Below are 19,875 nucleotides of genomic sequence, written 5' to 3'. Positions count from 1 at the left end.
AAGAGGGATTTCATGGAATTGCGTAAGTTACTTCTGCCGGGACTGATGTCAGTCACCTTGCTCAGCGGATGTTCATGGTTCAGCGGTGAAGAAGATGTTGTCAAAATGTCACCGTTGCCGACAGTGCAGAATCAGTTCGAACCAGAAAAAGTCTGGAGCACCTCAGTGGGCAATGGCGTAGGTGATTTCTACTCCAACCTGCACCCGGCCTGGTCTGAGAATACCGTCTATGCCGCTGACCGCCACGGTGTGGTCAAAGCGCTGAACTCAGGCGATGGCAAAGAACAGTGGAAAGTCGACCTGGCAGAAAAAACCGGTTGGTTATCCAGCAATATTCCCGCGCTGCTCTCCGGTGGCCTGACCGTTGATGCGGGTCATGTCTATGTCGGTAGTGAGCGTGGTCAGGTTTATGCGCTGAACACCAGCGATGGCTCTATCGCCTGGCAGACTAAAGCGGCCGGTGAAGTGTTGTCCCGTCCGGTTGTCAGCGATGGCCTGGTGCTGGTTCATACCAGCAACGGCATGCTGCAAGGTCTGGATCAGACCAGCGGTAACATCAAGTGGACCGTTAACCTCGACGTGCCAGCCCTGAGTCTGCGCGGTGAGTCTGCACCTGCGACGGCCTTTGGTGCTGCCATTGTTGGTGGTGATAACGGCCGCGTCAGCGCGGTGATTATGAACCAGGGCCAGATTATCTGGCAGCAGCGTATCTCCCAGCCAAGTGGTGCGACGGAAATCGATCGCCTGGCCGACGTAGACACAACGCCGGTTATCGTTAACGGTGTCGTGTATGCCTTAGCCTATAACGGTAATCTGACCGCGCTGGACCTGCGTTCAGGCCAGATTCTGTGGAAACGCGAAATCGGTTCCGTTCACGACATGATCGTCGACGGTGGCCGCATCTTCCTGGTAGACCAGGATGACCGTGTGATTGCACTGAATACCGACGGTGGCGTGAGCCTGTGGCGCCAGAGCGATCTGCTGCACCGTAACCTGACATCACCCGTTCTGTATAATGGCTATCTGGTCGTCGGTGACAGCGAAGGTTATCTGCACTGGATCAATACTGACGATGGCCGTTTTGTTGCTCAACAGAAACTGGACAGCTCCGGTTTCCAGACCGAACCGGTTGTTGCCAGCGACAAGCTGCTTATTCAGTCTAAAGACGGTGAGGTTTACGCGATTACGCGTTAATTCCTCAGCAAGTCTGTGCCCCACAGAATTCAGCCTGCCGCGACTGCAGCGGGCTGAAAGTTGAAGGGTAAGCGGCTCCTGATTGTTCAGGGGCCGTTTTGTTTTATCCAAGGCGTGTTATTCTAGGCGCCATCGGCCTGAGTACAGCGGCAGTTTATCTGCCGGAACAGCGAATAATATCGCAGCCAGGCGCTTATTTTTTAGTTATGAGGCTTCACTATGGTACCTGTGGTCGCGCTTGTCGGGCGTCCCAATGTGGGAAAATCCACCCTGTTTAACCGTTTAACGCGTACACGAGATGCGCTGGTGGCGGATTTTCCAGGGCTGACTCGAGATCGCAAATATGGTCGCGCCGAAATAGAAGGGCGTGAGTTTATTTGTATCGATACCGGTGGTATCGACGGCAACGAAGAGGGCGTGGAAACACGCATGGCGGAACAGTCGCTGTTGGCGATTGAAGAAGCCGATGTTGTGCTGTTTATGGTCGATGCGCGTGCCGGGCTGATGCCTGCTGACACCGCTATTGCCAAGCACCTGCGTTCGCGCGATAAGCCAACCTTTATCGTTGCCAACAAAACCGATGGCCTGGATGCCGACTCTGCCGTGGTCGATTTCTGGTCACTCGGTCTGGGCGAAATCCATCCGATTGCTGCTTCCCACGGGCGTGGTGTCACCAGCCTGCTGGAACTGGTATTGCTGCCATGGATGGATGTTGTTGCGCCAGAACGTGAGCTGACGGAAGAAGAAGAAAACGAAGCCTACTGGGCGGAGTTTGCGGCAAAAGAAGCCAAAGCCAACGGCGAAATGCCGGAAGACGAAGAAGATGATTTCAACCCGCTGGATCTGCCGATCAAGCTGGCGATTGTCGGTCGTCCGAACGTAGGTAAGTCAACGCTCACTAACCGTATTCTCGGTGAAGAGCGCGTGGTGGTTTACGACATGCCGGGTACCACGCGTGACAGTATTTATATCCCGATGGAGCGTGACGGGCGTGAATATGTCCTGATCGATACGGCCGGGGTGCGTAAGCGCGGAAAAATCACTGAAACCGTTGAAAAGTTCTCGGTGATCAAAACCCTGAAAGCGATTGAAGATGCCAACGTTGTTCTGCTGGTCATTGATGCGCACGAAGGTATTTCCGATCAGGACCTCTCACTGCTGGGCTTTATCCTCAATAGTGGGCGCTCACTGGTGATTGTGGTCAACAAGTGGGATGGCCTGTCACAGGAAATCCGTGATGAAGTGAAAGAGCAACTGGACTACCGTCTGGGCTTTATCGACTTCGCCCGTATTCACTTTATCTCTGCTCTGCACGGCAGTGGTGTGGGTAACCTGTTTGAATCGGTGACCGAAGCTTACGACTGTTCAACACGTCGTGTTAACACCTCCATGTTGACGCGTATTATGAACATGGCTGCCGATGACCATCAGCCGCCGCTGGTGCGTAGCCGCCGCGTGAAGCTGAAATATGCCCACGCCGGGGGATATAACCCACCGATTGTGGTCATCCACGGAAACCAGGTGAAAGACCTGCCGGACTCCTACAAACGTTATCTGATGAACTACTTCCGTCGTTCACTGGAAATCATGGGTACGCCAATCCGTATTCAGTTCAAAGAGGGTGAGAACCCTTATGAAGGTAAACGTAACCTGCTGACGCCAAATCAGCAGCGTAAGCGCCAGCGCTTGATGAGCCATCTGAAAAAGAACAAACGTTGATCCACAAGGGGGCCTGATGGCCCCCTTTGTTTTATGCTGAAAAGCAAAGACGATGGAGAAACCCGATGGACAGACTTTGCCCGCATTGCCAGCAATCCCTCACGACCACTGATAACGGTGTTTTCTGCCCGCACTGTGAGCGTCATTTCGATGCCTGTTGCCCTGATTGCCATCTTCCTCTGACTATCCTGAAAGCCTGTGGCGCAGTGGACTACTTCTGTGAACATGGGCACGGCTTGATATCCAAAAAACGCCTGCTATTACTCCCCGTTGATAATCCATAAACCCTGGACATAATCACGATAATCATTTTGTGCGATTTCCCGTCTATAGTTATCGAAGATAGACGGGTTGTTAATTTTCTGTTTATCAGATTATGAACCTGGTGGTACAATCCTGCCGCTTGCTACCGGTGCTCAGCCACGTCAGCCGTGAGGTCAGAGCATCAGCGGTGAAAGCAGGACGGGATCGCTTCCGTGTAACATGTTAATAAAAATAAGGTATTCATAAAAAGCTGCCTTATTTTCTCCAGGAGTATTTCTGCTATGCCTCAAATAAATGCCGGGTCATCTAAATGGCTGGGCCTGTGGTGTTTCTTGCTGGGATTAATTTTACTGGCAACAGGCCTTTACTTTGTCATTGGTGGGGGAAAATTAGTTTCACTCGGTGGGAGCTGGTATTTCGTGATTGCCGGTATTGTCACCGTGCTGTCCGCCATCCAGTTCTTCCGTCGCAGGGCTTCCGCAGTGGTGATTTTTGCTCTGGTGTTTATTGGTTCCGCCATCTGGGCTGTGTTGGATGCCGGTATCGACTTCTGGCCGCTGGTTTCCCGCCTGATGTTCCTGGCAGGTATGCTGCTGCTGGCGTTGATCACCTGGCCGTCTCTGCGCAAACATGAAGGCAAACCTGCCTGCGCGAAAGGGGCTTATGGCCTTGGCGTGGTGACCGTGGTTGGCCTGCTGGCAACCCTTTATGGCATGTTCCAGCCGCATCCGACCGTCGCAAATGGTCAGGAGTTGCCGCTGGTGCCCGTTGATAAGTCAACGGAGCAGAAAAACTGGGATAACTACGGTAACACCGCAGGCGGTAGCCGCTTTGTGGCTCTGGACCAGATCACCCGCGATAACGTGAAAGATCTGAAACCTGTCTGGACCTACCACACCGGTGATATCCCGGAAAGCCCGACCGGCAGCGGCGCTGAAGATCAGCAAACGCCATTGCAGATTGGTGATCGCGTATTCCTCTGTACTCCGCATAACAACGTGATTGCTCTGGATGCTGATACCGGTAAGCAGCTCTGGAAAACCGAGATTAACGCACAGTCTCAGGTCTGGAACCGCTGCCGTGGCCTGGCCTATTTCGATGTCAGCAAACCGCTGGAACAGCCTACCGTTCCTGACTCAACGCCTGTCACACCTGTGACGCTGGCTGCGGGCGATACCTGTCAGCGCCGTATTCTGATGAACACCATCGATGCGCGTCTGGTCGCGATCAACGCCGACAATGGTGAAATGTGCCAGAACTTCGGTGACAAAGGTTTTGTTGACCTGAAAGCCGGCCTGGGCGATGCCAGCGATCCGAAATATCAGTTAACCTCAGCGCCAACTCTGGCCGGTACGACTGTTGTCGTCGGTGGCCGTGTGGCGGATAACGTGCAGACTGATATGCCTGGCGGCGTACTGCGCGGCTTTGATGTGATCACCGGTGAAATGCGTTGGGCCTTTGACCCGGGCAACCAGGATCCCAATGCGAAACTGGAAGAGGGTAAAACCTTCGTTCGCAGCACGCCGAACTCCTGGGCACCGATGTCCTATGACGCGGGCATGAACACCGTGTTCCTGCCGATGGGAAGCTCTTCTGTAGATCTGTGGGGGGCGAACCGTAACGCGCTGGATCATAAATACGGTGCTTCGATTCTGGCACTGGATGCGACCACCGGTAAAGAGAAGTGGGTTTATCAGACCGTGCATAACGATCTGTGGGACTTCGATATTCCGATGCAACCAAGCCTGATCGACTTCCCACAGAAAGATGGCAGCACGAAGCCAGCGGTGGTGTTTGGTACGAAAGCGGGCCAGATCTTTGTGCTGGACCGTCTGACGGGGCAGCCTCTGACGGAAGTGAAGGAAGTGCCGATTAAACCAGGTAACATCCCGAACGAGCAGTACACCCCAACGCAGCCGAAATCCGTAGGTATGCCGGAGATTGGTGCGGGTACGCTGAAAGAGTCTGACATGTGGGGCGCGACGCCATTTGATCAGCTGGCTTGCCGTATTGGTTTCAAATCCATGCGTTACGATGGCCTGTACACTGTACCGGGGACTGACCTCTCTCTTAGCTTCCCGGGATCGCTGGGTGGCATGAATTGGGGCAGCCTGTCGACCGATCCGAATAACCACTACATCTTCGCCAATGACATGCGTCTGGGCCTGTGGGTGCAGATGGTGCCGGTGAAAGCCGATGCGAAAGCCAGCGATGGCGGTGAAGCGGTTAACACTGGTATGGGGGCCGTTCCGCTGAAAGGCACGCCGTATGCCGTGAACAAAAACCGCTTTATGTCGCCAATGGGTATCCCTTGCCAGAAGCCACCATTTGGTACGCTTTCGGCTATCGACCTGAAAACACAGAAAGTGGTATGGCAGGTTCCGGTTGGCACCGTGCAGGACACCGGTCCGCTAGGCGTGAAAATGCATGCACCGATGCCAGTAGGTATGCCGACACTGGGCGGTACGCTGGCAACACAGGGCGGCCTGGTGTTTATCGCAGGAACGCAGGATTACTACCTGCGTGCATTCGATACCTCAACCGGTAAAGAAGTATGGAAAGCCCGTCTGCCAGTGGGCAGCCAGGGTGGCCCGATGAGCTACAAATCACCGAAAACCGGTAAGCAGTACATCATCATCTCTGCGGGCGGTGCGCGTCAGTCCCCCGATCGTGGTGACTATGTGATCGCTTACGCACTGGACAAATAAGGCGCAGCGACTCACTCGCTAACCTGATGTCAAAAAAGCCCCTTCATCGCTGAAGGGGCTTTTTTTGTCGGTCACTTTGTGGAGTTAACACTATCCGTCCTGGATGAGGGGGTAAAATCATGCAATTATCGGGTCTTTTGAGCCAGGGCGGGAAACACTAAGCGCGCTGTTATAATTGAGTCATAACGTTTATCCCCTCTGATAATGAATAAAAGGAGAGATTAATGGAAAAGATAGAAAACCTGATAATAACACTGAAACAGTGCATTCCAGCATTGGATACCGCGCCATTACAGAGCGAAAAACCACTTAATGATGAGCAGTTTACGCTCTTAGAGTGGCTGTATAAGCACCTTAGCGCGCAAAACCTCATGGTCTATGAGGAATGGAAAGAATACACCGGTGATATTCCCGCATTAAAAACGCTGTCTGATTTATCTATGCCTGAAGCACCCGCGGACTTTATTTTTTCAGCTATCGAGAAAATAGATTGGTCAACAGCCAGTATTGATCCCTATGAGATAGCCTATTTCGTGCCGTGGTTCGAGCATATTAATTTTTATTTAAAGCCGCACGCATTAAGGTTAATCACCCTGCTGCCATTTGAAAATGCCTATATTTTCTGTGTGCGGGATGATGAAGTCTTACTGCAAAAACTGGAGGCAAGCCTGCAAGCTTTTGACATGGGCATACATGACCGGCAGCCAATGGATCAACAACAGGTATTAGCGGACATCGAACAGCTGATTTCTGAATAACGAGCCGCACCAGACATTCGCCGGAGAAAAGAGTCAGACGGCCTCAACAACCGCCAGACTCATTTGCGTGACAAAGACTCGCTGCGTTTATTATCCCTGAATTGAAGCGTCATTCAGGACGCGTTGCGTTTACGTGCTTTCTTCACCGGCGTAATGGCGGTGACTTCACTCTCCACCCAACCGTCATCCAGGCGGGTTTTCAGCACGTCACCAGGGTGTAGCTGTTGCGTCTTTTTCACGACCTGGCCGTCTGCCGCTGTGGTGACACTGAAACCACGTGCCAGCGTGGCCAGCGGGCTGACCCCTTCCAACTGGGCCGCAAGATTGCCGAAGCGCTGTTTATTGGCGTTGAGCTGCTGCTGCATGGCCTGTTGCAGGCGGTGATGCCACTGCTGGAGCTGCTGTCCGGCGCGCTGGACGCGCATTTCCGGGCGAATGGCACTCAGACGCTGCCCCACGCGCTCCTGCTGGCGTACTGCCTGGCGAAGCCTGAGCTGCATGGCATCATCCAGTCGGCGCTGTAGCTTCATCAGCGCCGTCTGCTGGCGTGCCAGACGCAGCTGCGGATGCTGTTGTTGCAGACGATGTTGAATGCGGGTGAAAGTCCGCTGCTGCTGCGCGAGGTAATAATCCATCGCCATTTCCAGCCGCTGCTGTTGTGACTGGAGCTGGCGCAGCAGTTCGATCTGATTACGACTGACCAGCTCCGCTGCCGCAGAAGGCGTGGGCGCGCGCAGGTCGGCCACAAAGTCGGCGATGGTCACATCGGTTTCATGCCCGACGGCGCTGACAATCGGAATGCGGCTGGCATAAATTGCCCGCGCCACACGCTCATCGTTAAAACTCCAGAGGTCTTCCAGCGAGCCGCCGCCGCGTCCCACAATCAATACATCGCACTCATTGCGCGCATTGGCCAGCTCAATGGCCCGTACGATGCCTGAGGGCGCTTCTGCGCCCTGTACCTGGGTCGGGTAGATAACCACGGGCAGTGACGGGTCGCGTCGCTGTAGCACGCGTAGCACGTCGTGTAGCGCGGCACCGCTGGCAGAGGTGATCACCCCAACCTGGCGTGCCGGGTCCGGCAGTGCCTGTTTATGGCTCTGCTCAAACAGTCCTTCTGACATCAGCCGCTGCTTCAGTTGCTCGAACTGTTGCTGCAACAGGCCATCTCCGGCGGGTTGCATACTTTCGGCAATCAACTGGTAGTCGCCGCGTGGCTCATACAGCGTAATGGTGGCGCGCACCAAAACCTGCTGGCCATTTTGCGGACGGAAGGTGACACGGCGGTTGCTGTTGCGGAACATCGCACAGCGAACCTGGGCGCCATCATCCTTCAACGTGAAGTACCAGTGACCGGAAGAGGGCTGGGAGAAATTTGAGATCTCCGCGCTCAACCAGACCTGGCCCATTTCCATCTCCAGTAGCTTGCGCACTGTCGTATTGAGACGGCTGACGGTAAAAATATTGGCGGTTGGAGGTAGCGACATGTGATGAAGATCAAACTTTAAATCAGAGGGTTAATTAACCGATACTACATGGCTCAGTCAGGGGATCAAGAGTTTTTCGTAAATAATGCTGGAGGCAATCGATTACGCCCTGTATAATGCCGCGGCAATATTTTACAAGTTCTCATTCACCCTGAGGTTGAGATATTGCCATGCTAAGAATCGCTAAAGAAGCCCTGACATTTGACGACGTTTTGCTCGTTCCTGCACATTCAACTGTACTGCCAAACACGGCTGACCTCAGCACCCAACTTACCAAAACCATCCGTTTAAACATTCCTATGTTGTCCGCTGCTATGGATACCGTGACCGAAGCGGGTCTGGCTATTGCACTGGCACAGGAAGGTGGTCTGGGCTTTATTCACAAAAACATGTCCATTGAGCGCCAGGCTGAAGAAGTGCGCAAAGTGAAGAAACACGAAAGTGGCGTGGTTACTGACCCGCAGACCGTGTTGCCCACCACTGCCCTGAGCGAAGTAAAAATTCTGACCGAACGTAACGGCTTTGCCGGTTACCCGGTGGTGAACGGCGAAAACGAACTGGTGGGGATCATCACCGGCCGTGACGTCCGCTTCGTGACGGATTTGAGCCTGCCTGTTTCTGCCGTGATGACGCCGAAAGAACGTCTCGTGACGGTGAAAGAAGGCGAAGCGCGTGAAGTTGTGCTGCATAAAATGCACGAAAAACGCGTTGAGAAAGCGCTGGTTGTGGATGACAGCTTCCACCTGCTGGGCATGATCACCGTAAAAGACTTCCAGAAAGCCGAACGTAAACCTAACGCCTGTAAAGACGAGCACGGCCGCCTGCGCGTAGGCGCTGCTGTGGGTGCCGGTGCCGGTAACGAAGAGCGTGTGGATGCGCTGGTCGCGGCCGGTGTTGACGTGCTGCTGATCGACTCCTCACACGGCCATTCTGAAGGCGTACTGCAACGTATCCGTGATACCCGTGCAAAATACCCTGACCTGCAAATCGTGGGCGGTAACGTCGCGACAGGCGCTGGTGCACTGGCGCTGGCTGAAGCAGGCGTGAGCGCGGTGAAAGTCGGTATCGGCCCTGGCTCAATTTGTACCACCCGTATCGTAACGGGCGTAGGTGTGCCGCAGATTACCGCTGTTTCTGACGCGGTAGAAGCGCTGGAAGGCACCGGGATCCCGGTTATCGCCGATGGCGGTATCCGCTTCTCCGGTGATATCGCCAAAGCGATTGCCGCGGGCGCTGCTGCCGTGATGGTCGGTTCCATGCTGGCCGGGACCGATGAATCTCCGGGCGAAATCGAACTCTACCAGGGCCGTTCATTCAAATCCTATCGCGGTATGGGCTCCCTGGGCGCGATGTCGAAAGGTTCGTCTGACCGTTACTTCCAGACCGACAATGCCGCTGACAAACTGGTGCCGGAAGGTATCGAAGGCCGCGTAGCCTACAAAGGCTACCTGAAAGCGATCGTACACCAGCAAATGGGTGGCCTGCGCTCCTGTATGGGCCTGACCGGCTGTGCTACCATCGACGACCTGCGCACCAAGGCTGAATTTGTGCGTATCAGCGGTGCGGGTATTCAGGAAAGCCACGTTCATGACGTGACCATCACCAAAGAGTCGCCGAACTACCGCATGGGTTCCTGATAACCCTGTACTGCACGCCCGGCTTCACTGCCGGGCGTTTTACTCGTAATCCCGAATTTGTACTACATCGCCTGGAATAGCCCAATGACGACGGAAAATATTCATAAACATCGCATCCTGATCCTCGATTTCGGTTCGCAGTATACGCAACTGGTTGCCCGCCGCGTGCGTGAACTGGGTGTCTACTGTGAACTGTGGGCGTGGGACGTGACCGAAGAGCAGATTCGTGGTTTTAACCCGAACGGCATCATCCTCTCCGGCGGCCCTGAAAGCACCACTGAAAACGACAGCCCTCGCGCACCTGACTATGTGTTTAACGCAGGCGTTCCGGTTCTGGGCGTGTGCTACGGCATGCAGACGATGGCGATGCAGCTGGGCGGCAAAGTTGAAGGCTCCAGCGAGCGTGAATTTGGTTATGCTCAGGTTGAAGTACAGACCAACAGCGCGCTGATCCGTGACATCGAAGATGCGATCAGCCCAGCCGGTAAGCCGCTGCTGGACGTGTGGATGAGCCACGGCGACAAAGTGACGGCGATCCCGTCTGACTTCGTGACCGTTGCCAGCACCGACTCCTGTCCGTTTGCCATTATGGCCAACGAAGAGAAGCGCTTCTACGGCGTACAGTTCCACCCGGAAGTGACACACACCCGTCAGGGTCTGCGTCTGCTGGAGCGTTTCGTGCTGGATATCTGCCAGTGTAAAGCCCTGTGGACCCCGGCTAAAATCATTGAAGATGCCGTTGAACGTCTGCGTGTGCAGGTCGGCAACGATAAAGTGATTCTCGGCCTGTCCGGCGGCGTTGACTCCTCTGTGACCGCAATGCTGCTGCACCGTGCGATTGGTGACCGTCTGACCTGCGTCTTTGTCGACAACGGCCTGCTGCGCCTGAACGAAGCAGAGCAGGTGATGGAGATGTTTGGTGACCATTTCGGTCTGAACATCATTCATGTGGAAGGCGAAAAACGCTTCCTCGACGCACTGGCAGGCACAGATGAGCCGGAAGCCAAGCGTAAAATCATCGGCCGCGTCTTCGTTGAAGTCTTCGATGAACAAGCTCTGAAGCTGGAAGACGTGAAGTGGCTGGCCCAGGGAACTATCTACCCTGATGTGATTGAATCAGCCGCTTCTGCTACTGGCAAAGCGCACGTGATCAAATCGCACCACAACGTGGGTGGTCTGCCGAAAGAAATGAAGATGGGCCTGGTTGAACCACTGCGTGAGCTGTTTAAAGACGAAGTGCGTAAAATCGGCCTGGAACTGGGCCTGCCGCACGCAATGCTGTTCCGTCACCCGTTCCCGGGCCCGGGCCTGGGTGTGCGCGTACTGGGTGAAGTGAAGAAAGAGTACTGTGACCTGCTGCGTCGTGCCGATGCGATCTTCATTGAAGAGCTGCATAAAGCCGACCTGTACAACAAAGTCAGCCAGGCCTTTACCGTCTTCCTGCCCGTTCGTTCTGTCGGCGTGATGGGCGATGGCCGTAAGTACGACTGGGTGGTTTCCCTGCGTGCTGTCGAGACCATCGACTTTATGACCGCACACTGGGCGCATCTGCCGTATGATTTCCTCGGCCGCGTATCCAACCGCATCATCAACGAAGTCGACGGGATTTCCCGTGTGGTTTACGATATTTCAGGTAAACCACCGGCGACGATTGAGTGGGAATGATTTTTCTCCCCTCTCGTTATCACTAACAGATAACTGAATGAACAAAGCCCGCATTCGCGGGCTTTTTTATTGGATTCCGGCAGCGTTTTCCTTCACTTCAATACATCCACTTCTCCACGATAGCATCGCCCAGATGCTCACGCAGCAGCTCCTCATTGTCCTCCTCACCGTGAACGGCCAGCAGGCACATAAACATCAGCACGTCGAGGTACTGGCCCACGTCGCTGAAGATTTGCGTCAGCATCGGCGAGCTGTCGTGATCGAAATACCACACCTCGCCGGTCTCAACATGAAAGCACCACATATTGCCGTTGCCCAGATAGTCACCGAAGACGACCAGTTGCCTGACCAGCGCCCAAAGCGCGTCGGCATCGGGTGCATCTTCCAGAATGTCACTGATGCCGGGGTAGGCGTTATGCAGTGGTTCAATGCTGGCGTATTTGGCAGGTGTCACGCTACACAGCGTTTCGGCCAGGTCCAGCGTGCCAATCTGCTCATGATACGTGCGCAGTAACGGAGGGAGGGTGCAGCCCAGGCGCTGTTCAAGTGCGACCACATCTTCTGGTTTGGCAGGCGTCAGCGGCGACGGGTTTTCCCACTGATCGAGCCAGGCCAGTGCGCAGACACGCCACCAGTCCAGCCGGGCGTTATCATCGGCAAATTCTGGCCAGGCCAGAGGGGGAAGGTCGCTGGGTGGAGCTGGCGGGTGAGTGTCTGAATTCATAGCGGACGTTGCCTCAGGATGATTAATAAGTGCTGCTGTCGATGGTGAAACGATAGTTGATATCGACCTCAGACGTAATATCGGCGCGTTCGGTTTTCTTTAAAACGAACTCAAAAGCGGGTTCGTAGTCCTCGCCTCTGAGCACTTCACCGCCGAAAATCTCAACATCATACAGGCCGTTCTCAAGCGCGATCTGTGGTCGCCCTGGCTGGCGATAGCGTTCCTGCAGTGATTGGATATCGGCATCGGTGAAGTTATGCAGAATCCGCCATGTGAAGAGCAGGAGCTGCTGATTTTCAATCCGCAGAAAGTAGCCGCCGCGCCGATGCTGTAAACGGCTCTCCGGCTTGAGTAGTTCCGGCATCTCATTAGAAAGGTTAAAAATAATCGTGTACGGGTAATTTTCAATGCCCGCTAAGGGGATGACGATGCCGCCCTCAACGGCCCTGTCACCGCTGTCATTGCTGGCAAATTCTGAGGCCAGATCGTCACTCAGTTCGTGGTCATCCTTGTACTTTTTCAGCAGACGAAGGTCGCCAATCAGAAAGTAATCAATCAGGTCGTTAAGGACTTCAACGAATTCATAGCGCATCAATCAGTTGCTCCGTTATTTTTCCCCTTGTTAAACTCAACGCCCCACATTGAAACGCCCTGGATCATCTGCAGTATGGCGCAGGTGTGAATACTCAGGGAAACGGCATTTGAGTATTTACTGGCATAATTCTCACTGATCGGCTGGAAATAAAGTCGGCCTAACGTGTTCAGTATCGCCCTGTTCTTTTTCATTGCCTGATAGAGTTCCGCGGACTCCTTCAGTGAAAAGTGCTCTGTAACGCCCTCTACGATCAGGTCATCCAGCACCGTTGCGCTTGCCTGAAACTGAGGTTGCAGCCTTTCCAGCTCAGCGCGGAAAGGGGCGATTTCGCGCTGCATGGTTAATAACAACTCTGCATTTTGTTCCGGGTCGATGCGCGATTTCAGTTCGGATACCAGATGGCAAAAATAGATATCGTTCTTCAGATCGCTTTCAAGAAGAAGGTTGGGATCGGCCAGATATTTTTGTTGTGAAACCGCTCTGAAATCGGCATCACCTGAGTGGCTGTCCACGGCGTTCAGGTGGTCTTCAATGTGAATAAACGCTGCCAGTCTCCAGGTCAAATTTTCTGCGGTTTGCCAGGCTAGCTGCCCGCGAAATGCCCAAAAAACCATTTCGGAACTTTCATGTAGCAGATGGCGTAAATAACGCGGCGTGTGGTTCTTGAGATCAAAGCGATCGAACTGATGCACGACGTTGGTCAGCGTTTCCCCTGCCAGCCTGCTGAGCTGCGAAATGTCGTCTTTGTGGCGATCGCGGATCTGTTTTAACGCTTTACGATAGGGGGCGTGCTGTTCAGAGAGATAGGAACGGTAATCATTATGCGCGGCTATCCGGGAATGCTGATTCTGTTGCTTTGCATAACGCATACTGACCATCGAGACAACCAATGCCGCAAACGCCACACAGTCAGATACGGTGATATTCATTCTGTCCTCCCTGTGAATGCCAATCATCTTAGCGCAGTGAAAATGTGTGTAAACCCCGACAGGATGATACGCCCCGGCGCTGTGCAACCCCGGGCAATCAGGTATGCTGATAAACCCACTCCTGTCAGGAATCCCCGCTATGTTCTCACTGAAAGCCCTGAGCCTGATTTTGCTCTGTATAACGCTGTTGTCGCTGGGAGCAAGCCTGGCACAGGCCACGCGCCATAATGATGCGGGTGCACAGGGCTGGGCGACGGCGCGGAGTGATTCTTCCGGGCAGGCACCCGATCCTCAGCGTTTTGCCAACATGGCGATTGTGCAGGTCTATGCGGCCCCCACCTACGGCTGGAAAGGGGCAGTGGCAGTGCATCCGTGGATTATTTTTAAACGTGCAGGGGAAACCCGCTACAGCCGGTATGAAGTCATCAGTTGGGGAAGCGACGATAAAGTGCGGCGTAACCGCAATCTTCCGGATGCGTACTGGTATGGCTCGCGTCCTCGCTTGCTGGTGGATCATCGCGGAGCAGAAGCTGAAGCGATGATCCCTGGGATCGTGGCGGCGATTGGTTCTTATCCCTGGCCGCAAACCTATCACGCCTGGCCGGGGCCCAACAGCAACACTTTTCTCGCCCATATTGGCCGTGAAGTCCCGGCATTGAAACTGAATCTCCCCGCGAATGCGATTGGCAAAGATTATCGTTCGCTGCTGAATCCGATCGGGTTGCCGCCTTCCGGGCGTGGATTACAGGTATCGGTGTTGGGTGTGGCAGCGGTCACACTGGGCGCAGAAGAAGGGTTTGAAATCAACGTACTGGGGCTGAACCTCGGACTGGGTTTCTCACCGCTACAGCTCCGCCTGCCTTTTATCGGCGGGCTGGGTGACGATAATTTGCAAAAAGAAAATTCGGGGATCTGAGTCGGTTATTTTCCTGTTCGCAGACGGCGCGATTTGCGAACAGATACGCAAATATTTTTCCCTGCCTGCAACCCGAAGCAATAGTTCCCGACATGCTTCGCAGTCAGTTACCACACCACTGGTACTTTCCCTTTATCGGAGACATTATCTCATCATTCCATTAAGGTTGTCAGTTGACAACCGACATATGACGATAGATACTGGAGGGGAAATATGGCGCGTCGTACTCATGCTATCAAGGAAATCGAAATAGTCCTCAAACATGCCGAGCAGCAAGGCTGGCGGGTGGTCTGTGGTGGCAGTCATGCCTGGGGGAAAATATATTGTCCCTGGAATAGCGCACAGTGCCGTTGCGGAGAGTTCTGCATCAGTTGTGTATGGAGTACGCCAAAAAATGCAGTGAATCACGCCAGGCAGCTTAAGCGCGTTGTGGATCACTGCACGATGAGCCAACGATTTGAACGCAATGGAAGGAATAAGACGTCATGGAATACACCTTTACACTAAAATATCAGTTAGTTGGCCAGACAGAAGAAGACGGCGATGCACTCGTTGAACGGCTGGCTGAGGCGGGTTGTGATGATGCCCTGATTGGCCTGGGCATCCCGGGGCGTATCGCGCTGGAGTTTATCCGTGAAGCATCGTCAGCGCAGCAGGCGATGGAGAGCGCACTGGAGCAGGTCCGGAGCGTACTGCCGGATGCCCGACTGTTTGAAGTTTCACCGGATTACGTAGGCCTGACGGATGTCGCTGATCTGATAGGTGTTACCAGGCAAAATATGCGCAAGCTGATGCTGGCGCATTATCATACCTTTCCGGCACCGATCCATGAAGGCACTGCGACGATCTGGCACCTTGCCGAGGTGCTGACATGGCTGGAAAAACGCGGCGGTTACCGCGTTCCTGAGAATGTTCAGGAAGCGGCTGCCGCTGCGCTAAACCTCAATCTCAGCAAAGAGATTCAGCGGCATCGCTCTCAGCCAGATATTCTCTGACCATTTCATCAAATGAGGCATTGGCCTGGAAACCCAGGCGGTGGGCATAGTGGGCATGGAAATCACCGGGCCAGGAGTTAACGATCTTAACGATCGCCGGGTCGGGCTGATGGCTGATTCGTGATAAGACTCCATCACCGCTGATACGCCTGAGTGAAGCCAGCATCTCTTCTACCGTCACCGACAGGCCGCACAGATTAATGACGCGGCCCTGATCCAAATCTTCACCGTTCAGTTCGTGCCCAAGGATCAGCGCCTGTACAGCCCGGGCTGGAGACATTAACCACAGACGCGTGGCCAGGCTGACCGGGCAGTTCGCACGCTCTCCGTTGATGGGTTCGCGAATAATACCGCTGGCAAAGCTGGAGGCGGCTGCATTCGGCTTACCCGGGCGTACAACGATAGTGGGCATACGCAGGCTGCGCCCATCGAGGAAGCCCTTACGGCTGTAGTCGGACAGCAACAGGTCGTTCATGGCTTTCTGAGTGCCATAGGAACTTTGCGGCATCCAGACCTGGTCGTCAGGGACTTTCTCGGGGAGCTTGCCGCCGAACACCGCCACCGAACTGGTGGTGACCAGGCGTACGCACTGTGGCAATGCACGCAGTCGCTCCATAACCTGACGGGCAGCGTCAACGTTGATTTTCATCCCCAGATCGAAATCCTGTTCGGCCTGACCTGAAACGATCGCCGCCAGATGAAAAACACTGTCTGTTTGCGCATCAATCAGCGTTTCCAGCTCGGTACGGTTGCTGATATCCCCACAGCGGACGATCAGGCGTCGGTCATCAATGCCACTGAGGGGCGCAATATCAATGGCCGTAATCTGTTTAATCGGCTGTGGCTGTCCGTTTGCATCGTGCAGTGAACCTTTTGCCAGCAGTGCCTGAACCAGTTTTTTTCCCAGGAATCCGGCAGCGCCGGTAACAACGATATTCATAATATGCCTCATTGAGGTTAGCGGTTGACGATGCGACCAGGGATCAAAAAGATAGCCGCAGCGCCCACGAACAGGGTGCAGGAGATGATCATCATGCCGGTCAGGGTGGAGTGCGTGAGGTCGGTCAGTATTCCCATCAGATAAGGCGCAACAAAGCCGGCAAGGTTACCGAAGGAGTTAATCAGTGCGATACCTACGGCTGCCATCGTGCCTCCCAGGAAGGCTGTCGGCAGGCTCCAGAACAGTGGCAGAGTGCTCAGTCCACCTGCCGCCCCCAATGTCAGGCCGAACATGGCGATCCACAGGTTGTCGCTGTAGAGAGCGGAAATCACCATGCCCACACCGCTGATAACGGCAATGACGGCGAGGTGCCAGCGGCGTTCGCGGTGGCGGTCTGCGCTGCGCGAAGCCACAATCATGGTGAAAATTGCCGCGGCATAAGGGATGGTCGTCAGCAGGCCCACGGTGAAGATATCCTCGACCCCGGCATTGCGTACCAGCGTCGGCAGCCAAAAGCTGACGGTATAAAAACCGGCAATCAGGCAGAAGTAGATAAACGTCAGCAACCACAGCTTGCCGTTACGCAATACGCTGCCCAGTGTCGCTTGTGCAGCAGGTGAATCTTGCACTGCATCTTCTTTCAGGCGGATATTCAGCAGGGTCTTTTCTTCCGCACTCAGCCAGTTTGCATTTTCAATGCGGTCGGGGAGTAAAAAGAACACCAGTATGCCGATCAGCAGAGAAGGGGTTCCCTGAATGATAAACAGCCACTTCCAGCCTGCCATCCCGTGGGCATTATGGAAATAGTCCATAATCCAGCCGGATAGTGGCCCGCCAATCAGTCCTGACAAGGGAACCGCTGCTGCAAACAGGGCAAACATTTTCCCACGCCGATAGGAGGGGAACCACAGCGAAAGATAAAGGATGACCCCGGGGTAAAAACCGGATTCCGTCAGGCCAAGCAGGAAACGCACGGCGTAAAACTGAAAAGGTGTCGACACCAGCGCGGTAAGCGGTGCAATCACTGCCCAGGAGGCGAGCAGTGCGGCCAGCAGACGGCGGGCACCAAAGCGGTGCAGCGCCATATTGCTTGGCACCTGAAAAAAGAAGAAGCCGATAAAGAAGATCCCAGCACCGAGACCGTAAACCGTTTCGGAAAAGGCGAGATCGCTGGACATTTGAAGTTTGGCAATGCCGACGTTGATTCTGTCGAGATAGGCGAAAATATAACTGACAGTCAAAATCGGCAGGATACGCCAGACGGCGCGTTTCCAGGCATTCTCTTCCAAATCGCTGACCGCAGAGGGTGGCGGGAGAGCCGATATCGATGAATTCATTGGGTTTCCTTTGTCGGATAGAGTAGGAGATGTGCTTTATTCAGGCAATAGTCATCCTGTTCCCGGTGCACAGGGCTAGCCTGTGACCCGGAAAGGTGAATTGACGAGAATGTTTGTTATTTTTTGTTAGATTAGGCGGTGGGGGGGAAATTTTCTGCGCAATGAATCACATAATTAACCATTAATTATCATTTTATAACAAAATACGTAATATCTTATTCATCAGTGCAACAGGAACAGCGTCGCCAGACCGAGGAAGATAAAGAAGCCGCCGGTATCTGTCAGCGCGGTGATCAGCACGCTGGAACCGACCGCCGGATCGCGTTTCATTTTGATCATCAGTAGCGGGATCAGGACGCCCATCAGAGCGGCCAGCAGCAGGTTAAGCAACATCGCCAGCATCATCACACCACCCAGCGCCGGGTTGCCGTACATCGCCCAGGTTACCCCTCCCATAATGCCGCCCCAGAACAGGCCGTTAATCAGCGCCACGCCAAGCTCACGGCCAATAAGAAACGTAAAGTTCCCCGGTTCCACCTGGTGAAGCGCCAGTGCGCGCACAATCATGGTGATGGTCTGATTACCGGTGTTGCCACCAATCCCGGCGACAATCGGCATGAGTGCGGCCAGTGCCACCAGTTGTGAAATTGTGTGCTCAAACAGGCCAATAACGCGTGACGCGATAAACGCTGTGCACAGATTGATCGCCAGCCAGGCCCAGCGAGTGCGGACTGATTTTCTTACCGGCGCGAAGACATCTTCCTCCGGGTTCACCCCCCCCATTTTACGAATGTTACTGTCGTTCTCATCGTTGACCAGGTCGATCACATCCTCAATGGTCACGCGCCCCATCAGCTTGCCTTTGGCATCAATAACGGCAGCAGAAATCAGGTTATAACGTTCGAAGGAACCGGCCGCATCTTCGGCTTTATCATCGATCAAAAAAGTGGTCGGGCGATCGTTCATCACCTCATGCACCCTTTTGTCCGGCGTATTCAGCAGAATTTCCGTCAACGGCAGTTCGCCAAGCAGGCGATTATTCTTATCGGTGATAAACAGTTTATCGGTGCCATCGGGAATGGACTTTTTCCGGCGCAGGAAACGTTGCACGGTAGCCAGAGTGACATCGGCCCGCACGGTGACCAGCTTGAAGTCCATAATGCGACCAACGCGGTCGCGGTCGAAATGCATCACGTCCAGTACGCGTGAACGCAATTCCGGATCAAGGGAGGTCAGCAGCCGGCCAGTTAAGTCGCGCGACAGATATTTAGCAAGGTAGGCCTGTTCATCAATGTCCAGCGGTGCGATAGCGCGCAGCAGGTCGCGGTCACTCATCTCCTCAATCAGGCTTTCCCAGACGTTTTCTGACGCCTCTACCAGCACCTGACCACGGCGGTCATTGCCAATCAGTCGCCACAGTGCCAGACGTTCATCTTCCGGCAGTGCTTCCAGCAGGTCAGCAATGTCGGCAGCATGCAGCAGGGGAAGGGTGCGTTTAATCTCATCAACCTGTTCACGATGCGCTTCGGCTTCGGCGGGAGATTCACGCAGCGGGCGTTCATGTAACGTGTCAACAAGATCGCTATCATTCAGCAGGAGATTAAGAATACGGCTACGGATTTCGGCCAGCTGCTGAACATGAGAAGGTGCTACAGACATACAACATCCTTTTGTCTGGCTAACAAAGAAGAAGACGAAATGAGGTTATAGTTTAGCGGATTTCAGACATAACTAATCTGCAAAAGCTCCGAAAAGCGTCTGCTTACATCGCCACCGGGTTGTGGCTACTTATCGTTTACGACGGTTGTGGGGATCGCAGGAGCGTTCTTTTTCTGCTGGTGATGTTCGATAGCACCGGGAACGACATAGATCAGCCGTCCTAATAAAATGATAAAACTGACCAGCAAAATGACCCGGGTCATGCGTCCGGTTTTCTGACGTTTTCTGAATGACATGGCGCTATTCACGCAAAATTTCCTGTTATTAACCCAAAAGGGCGATGAGTAA

The 19,875-nt window shown here is 54.1% G+C and carries 17 protein-coding genes; 9 read left to right on the top strand and 8 right to left on the bottom strand.

Going from position 1 to position 19,875, the window contains the following annotated elements; all coding sequences use genetic code 11:
- Positions 1–12 precede the first annotated feature (12 nt).
- The 5 genes from bamB to LJN55_RS17260 all read left to right on the top strand — a co-directional run bounded on the left by bamB (position 13) and on the right by LJN55_RS17260 (position 6,643).
- A complete protein-coding gene (gene bamB, locus LJN55_RS17280; RefSeq protein WP_133845870.1) occupies positions 13–1,194 on the top strand; it encodes an outer membrane protein assembly factor BamB in 1,182 nt (393 codons plus the stop codon).
- A 219-nt stretch (positions 1,195–1,413) separates the two neighbouring features.
- Positions 1,414–2,913: a ribosome biogenesis GTPase Der gene (der, locus tag LJN55_RS17275; protein WP_133845871.1), complete on the top strand. Its 1,500-nt coding sequence runs from the start codon at positions 1,414–1,416 to the stop codon at positions 2,911–2,913.
- Between the two features lie 65 nt (positions 2,914–2,978).
- Positions 2,979–3,197, top strand: a complete 219-nt coding sequence (locus LJN55_RS17270) for a zinc ribbon domain-containing protein (protein ID WP_227534937.1) — start codon at positions 2,979–2,981, stop codon at positions 3,195–3,197.
- A 261-nt stretch (positions 3,198–3,458) separates the two neighbouring features.
- Complete coding sequence (locus LJN55_RS17265) at positions 3,459–5,885, top strand: glucose/quinate/shikimate family membrane-bound PQQ-dependent dehydrogenase (protein ID WP_227534936.1); 2,427 nt, start codon at positions 3,459–3,461, stop codon at positions 5,883–5,885.
- Positions 5,886–6,109: 224 nt separating this feature from the next.
- Positions 6,110–6,643, top strand: a complete 534-nt coding sequence (locus LJN55_RS17260; protein WP_227534935.1) for a hypothetical protein — start codon at positions 6,110–6,112, stop codon at positions 6,641–6,643.
- A 113-nt stretch (positions 6,644–6,756) separates the two neighbouring features.
- On the opposite strand, the gene xseA is transcribed toward LJN55_RS17260, so the two are convergent.
- The gene (xseA, locus tag LJN55_RS17255) at positions 6,757–8,130 is read right to left on the bottom strand and encodes an exodeoxyribonuclease VII large subunit (protein WP_159338042.1); all 1,374 of its coding nucleotides are present in this window, start codon (positions 8,128–8,130) and stop codon (positions 6,757–6,759) included.
- 170 nt (positions 8,131–8,300) lie between these two features.
- On the opposite strand from xseA, the gene guaB reads away from it, so the two are divergent.
- Positions 8,301–9,767, top strand: coding sequence for an IMP dehydrogenase (gene guaB, locus LJN55_RS17250; protein ID WP_133845876.1), 1,467 nt, complete (start codon positions 8,301–8,303; stop codon positions 9,765–9,767).
- 84 nt (positions 9,768–9,851) lie between these two features.
- Positions 9,852–11,432, top strand: coding sequence for a glutamine-hydrolyzing GMP synthase (gene guaA, locus LJN55_RS17245; protein ID WP_227534934.1), 1,581 nt, complete (start codon positions 9,852–9,854; stop codon positions 11,430–11,432).
- Positions 11,433–11,529: 97 nt separating this feature from the next.
- Here guaA and LJN55_RS17240 read toward each other — a convergent pair whose 3' ends face one another.
- From LJN55_RS17240 to LJN55_RS17230, 3 genes are read right to left on the bottom strand one after another with little or no spacing between them, the layout of a single operon-like run.
- A complete protein-coding gene (locus tag LJN55_RS17240) occupies positions 11,530–12,156 on the bottom strand; it encodes an SMI1/KNR4 family protein (protein ID WP_227534933.1) in 627 nt (208 codons plus the stop codon).
- 22 nt (positions 12,157–12,178) lie between these two features.
- Complete coding sequence (locus LJN55_RS17235) at positions 12,179–12,748, bottom strand: hypothetical protein (RefSeq protein WP_227534932.1); 570 nt, start codon at positions 12,746–12,748, stop codon at positions 12,179–12,181.
- Positions 12,748–13,680, bottom strand: coding sequence for a hypothetical protein (locus tag LJN55_RS17230; protein WP_227534931.1), 933 nt, complete (start codon positions 13,678–13,680; stop codon positions 12,748–12,750). The genes LJN55_RS17235 and LJN55_RS17230 overlap by 1 nt, the downstream gene beginning before the upstream one ends.
- 139 nt (positions 13,681–13,819) lie before the next feature.
- Between LJN55_RS17230 and LJN55_RS17225 the strand changes: the two genes are divergently transcribed.
- Both LJN55_RS17225 and LJN55_RS17215 read left to right on the top strand, forming a co-directional pair.
- Positions 13,820–14,596: a DUF3750 domain-containing protein gene (locus tag LJN55_RS17225; RefSeq protein ID WP_167864717.1), complete on the top strand. Its 777-nt coding sequence runs from the start codon at positions 13,820–13,822 to the stop codon at positions 14,594–14,596.
- A 485-nt stretch (positions 14,597–15,081) separates the two neighbouring features.
- On the top strand, positions 15,082–15,591 hold the full coding sequence (locus LJN55_RS17215; protein WP_159338048.1) for a helix-turn-helix transcriptional regulator: 510 nt from the start codon (positions 15,082–15,084) through the stop codon (positions 15,589–15,591).
- On the opposite strand, the gene denD is transcribed toward LJN55_RS17215, so the two are convergent.
- From denD to LJN55_RS17195, 4 genes are all read right to left on the bottom strand, one after another.
- A complete protein-coding gene (gene denD / locus LJN55_RS17210; protein ID WP_227534929.1) occupies positions 15,545–16,531 on the bottom strand; it encodes a D-erythronate dehydrogenase in 987 nt (328 codons plus the stop codon). The two genes, LJN55_RS17215 and denD, sit on opposite strands and share 47 nt — an antisense overlap.
- A 17-nt stretch (positions 16,532–16,548) precedes the next feature.
- On the bottom strand, positions 16,549–17,868 hold the full coding sequence (locus LJN55_RS17205; protein WP_227534928.1) for an MFS transporter: 1,320 nt from the start codon (positions 17,866–17,868) through the stop codon (positions 16,549–16,551).
- Positions 17,869–18,090: 222 nt separating this feature from the next.
- Positions 18,091–19,527 carry a magnesium transporter gene (mgtE, locus tag LJN55_RS17200; RefSeq protein WP_133845888.1) on the bottom strand — a complete coding sequence of 479 codons (1,437 nt, stop codon included), beginning with the start codon at positions 19,525–19,527 and terminating at the stop codon, positions 18,091–18,093.
- A 125-nt stretch (positions 19,528–19,652) separates the two neighbouring features.
- A complete protein-coding gene (locus LJN55_RS17195; protein ID WP_133845889.1) occupies positions 19,653–19,835 on the bottom strand; it encodes a YfgG family protein in 183 nt (60 codons plus the stop codon).
- Between the last annotated feature and the right edge of the window lie 40 nt (positions 19,836–19,875).

The sequence above is a fragment of the Erwinia rhapontici genome (genome assembly GCF_020683125.1).
Lineage (GTDB): Bacteria > Pseudomonadota > Gammaproteobacteria > Enterobacterales > Enterobacteriaceae > Erwinia > Erwinia rhapontici.
The sequence above is the reverse complement of the archived record's forward strand: the minus strand, read 5'-3'. Positions and strand labels throughout refer to the sequence as shown.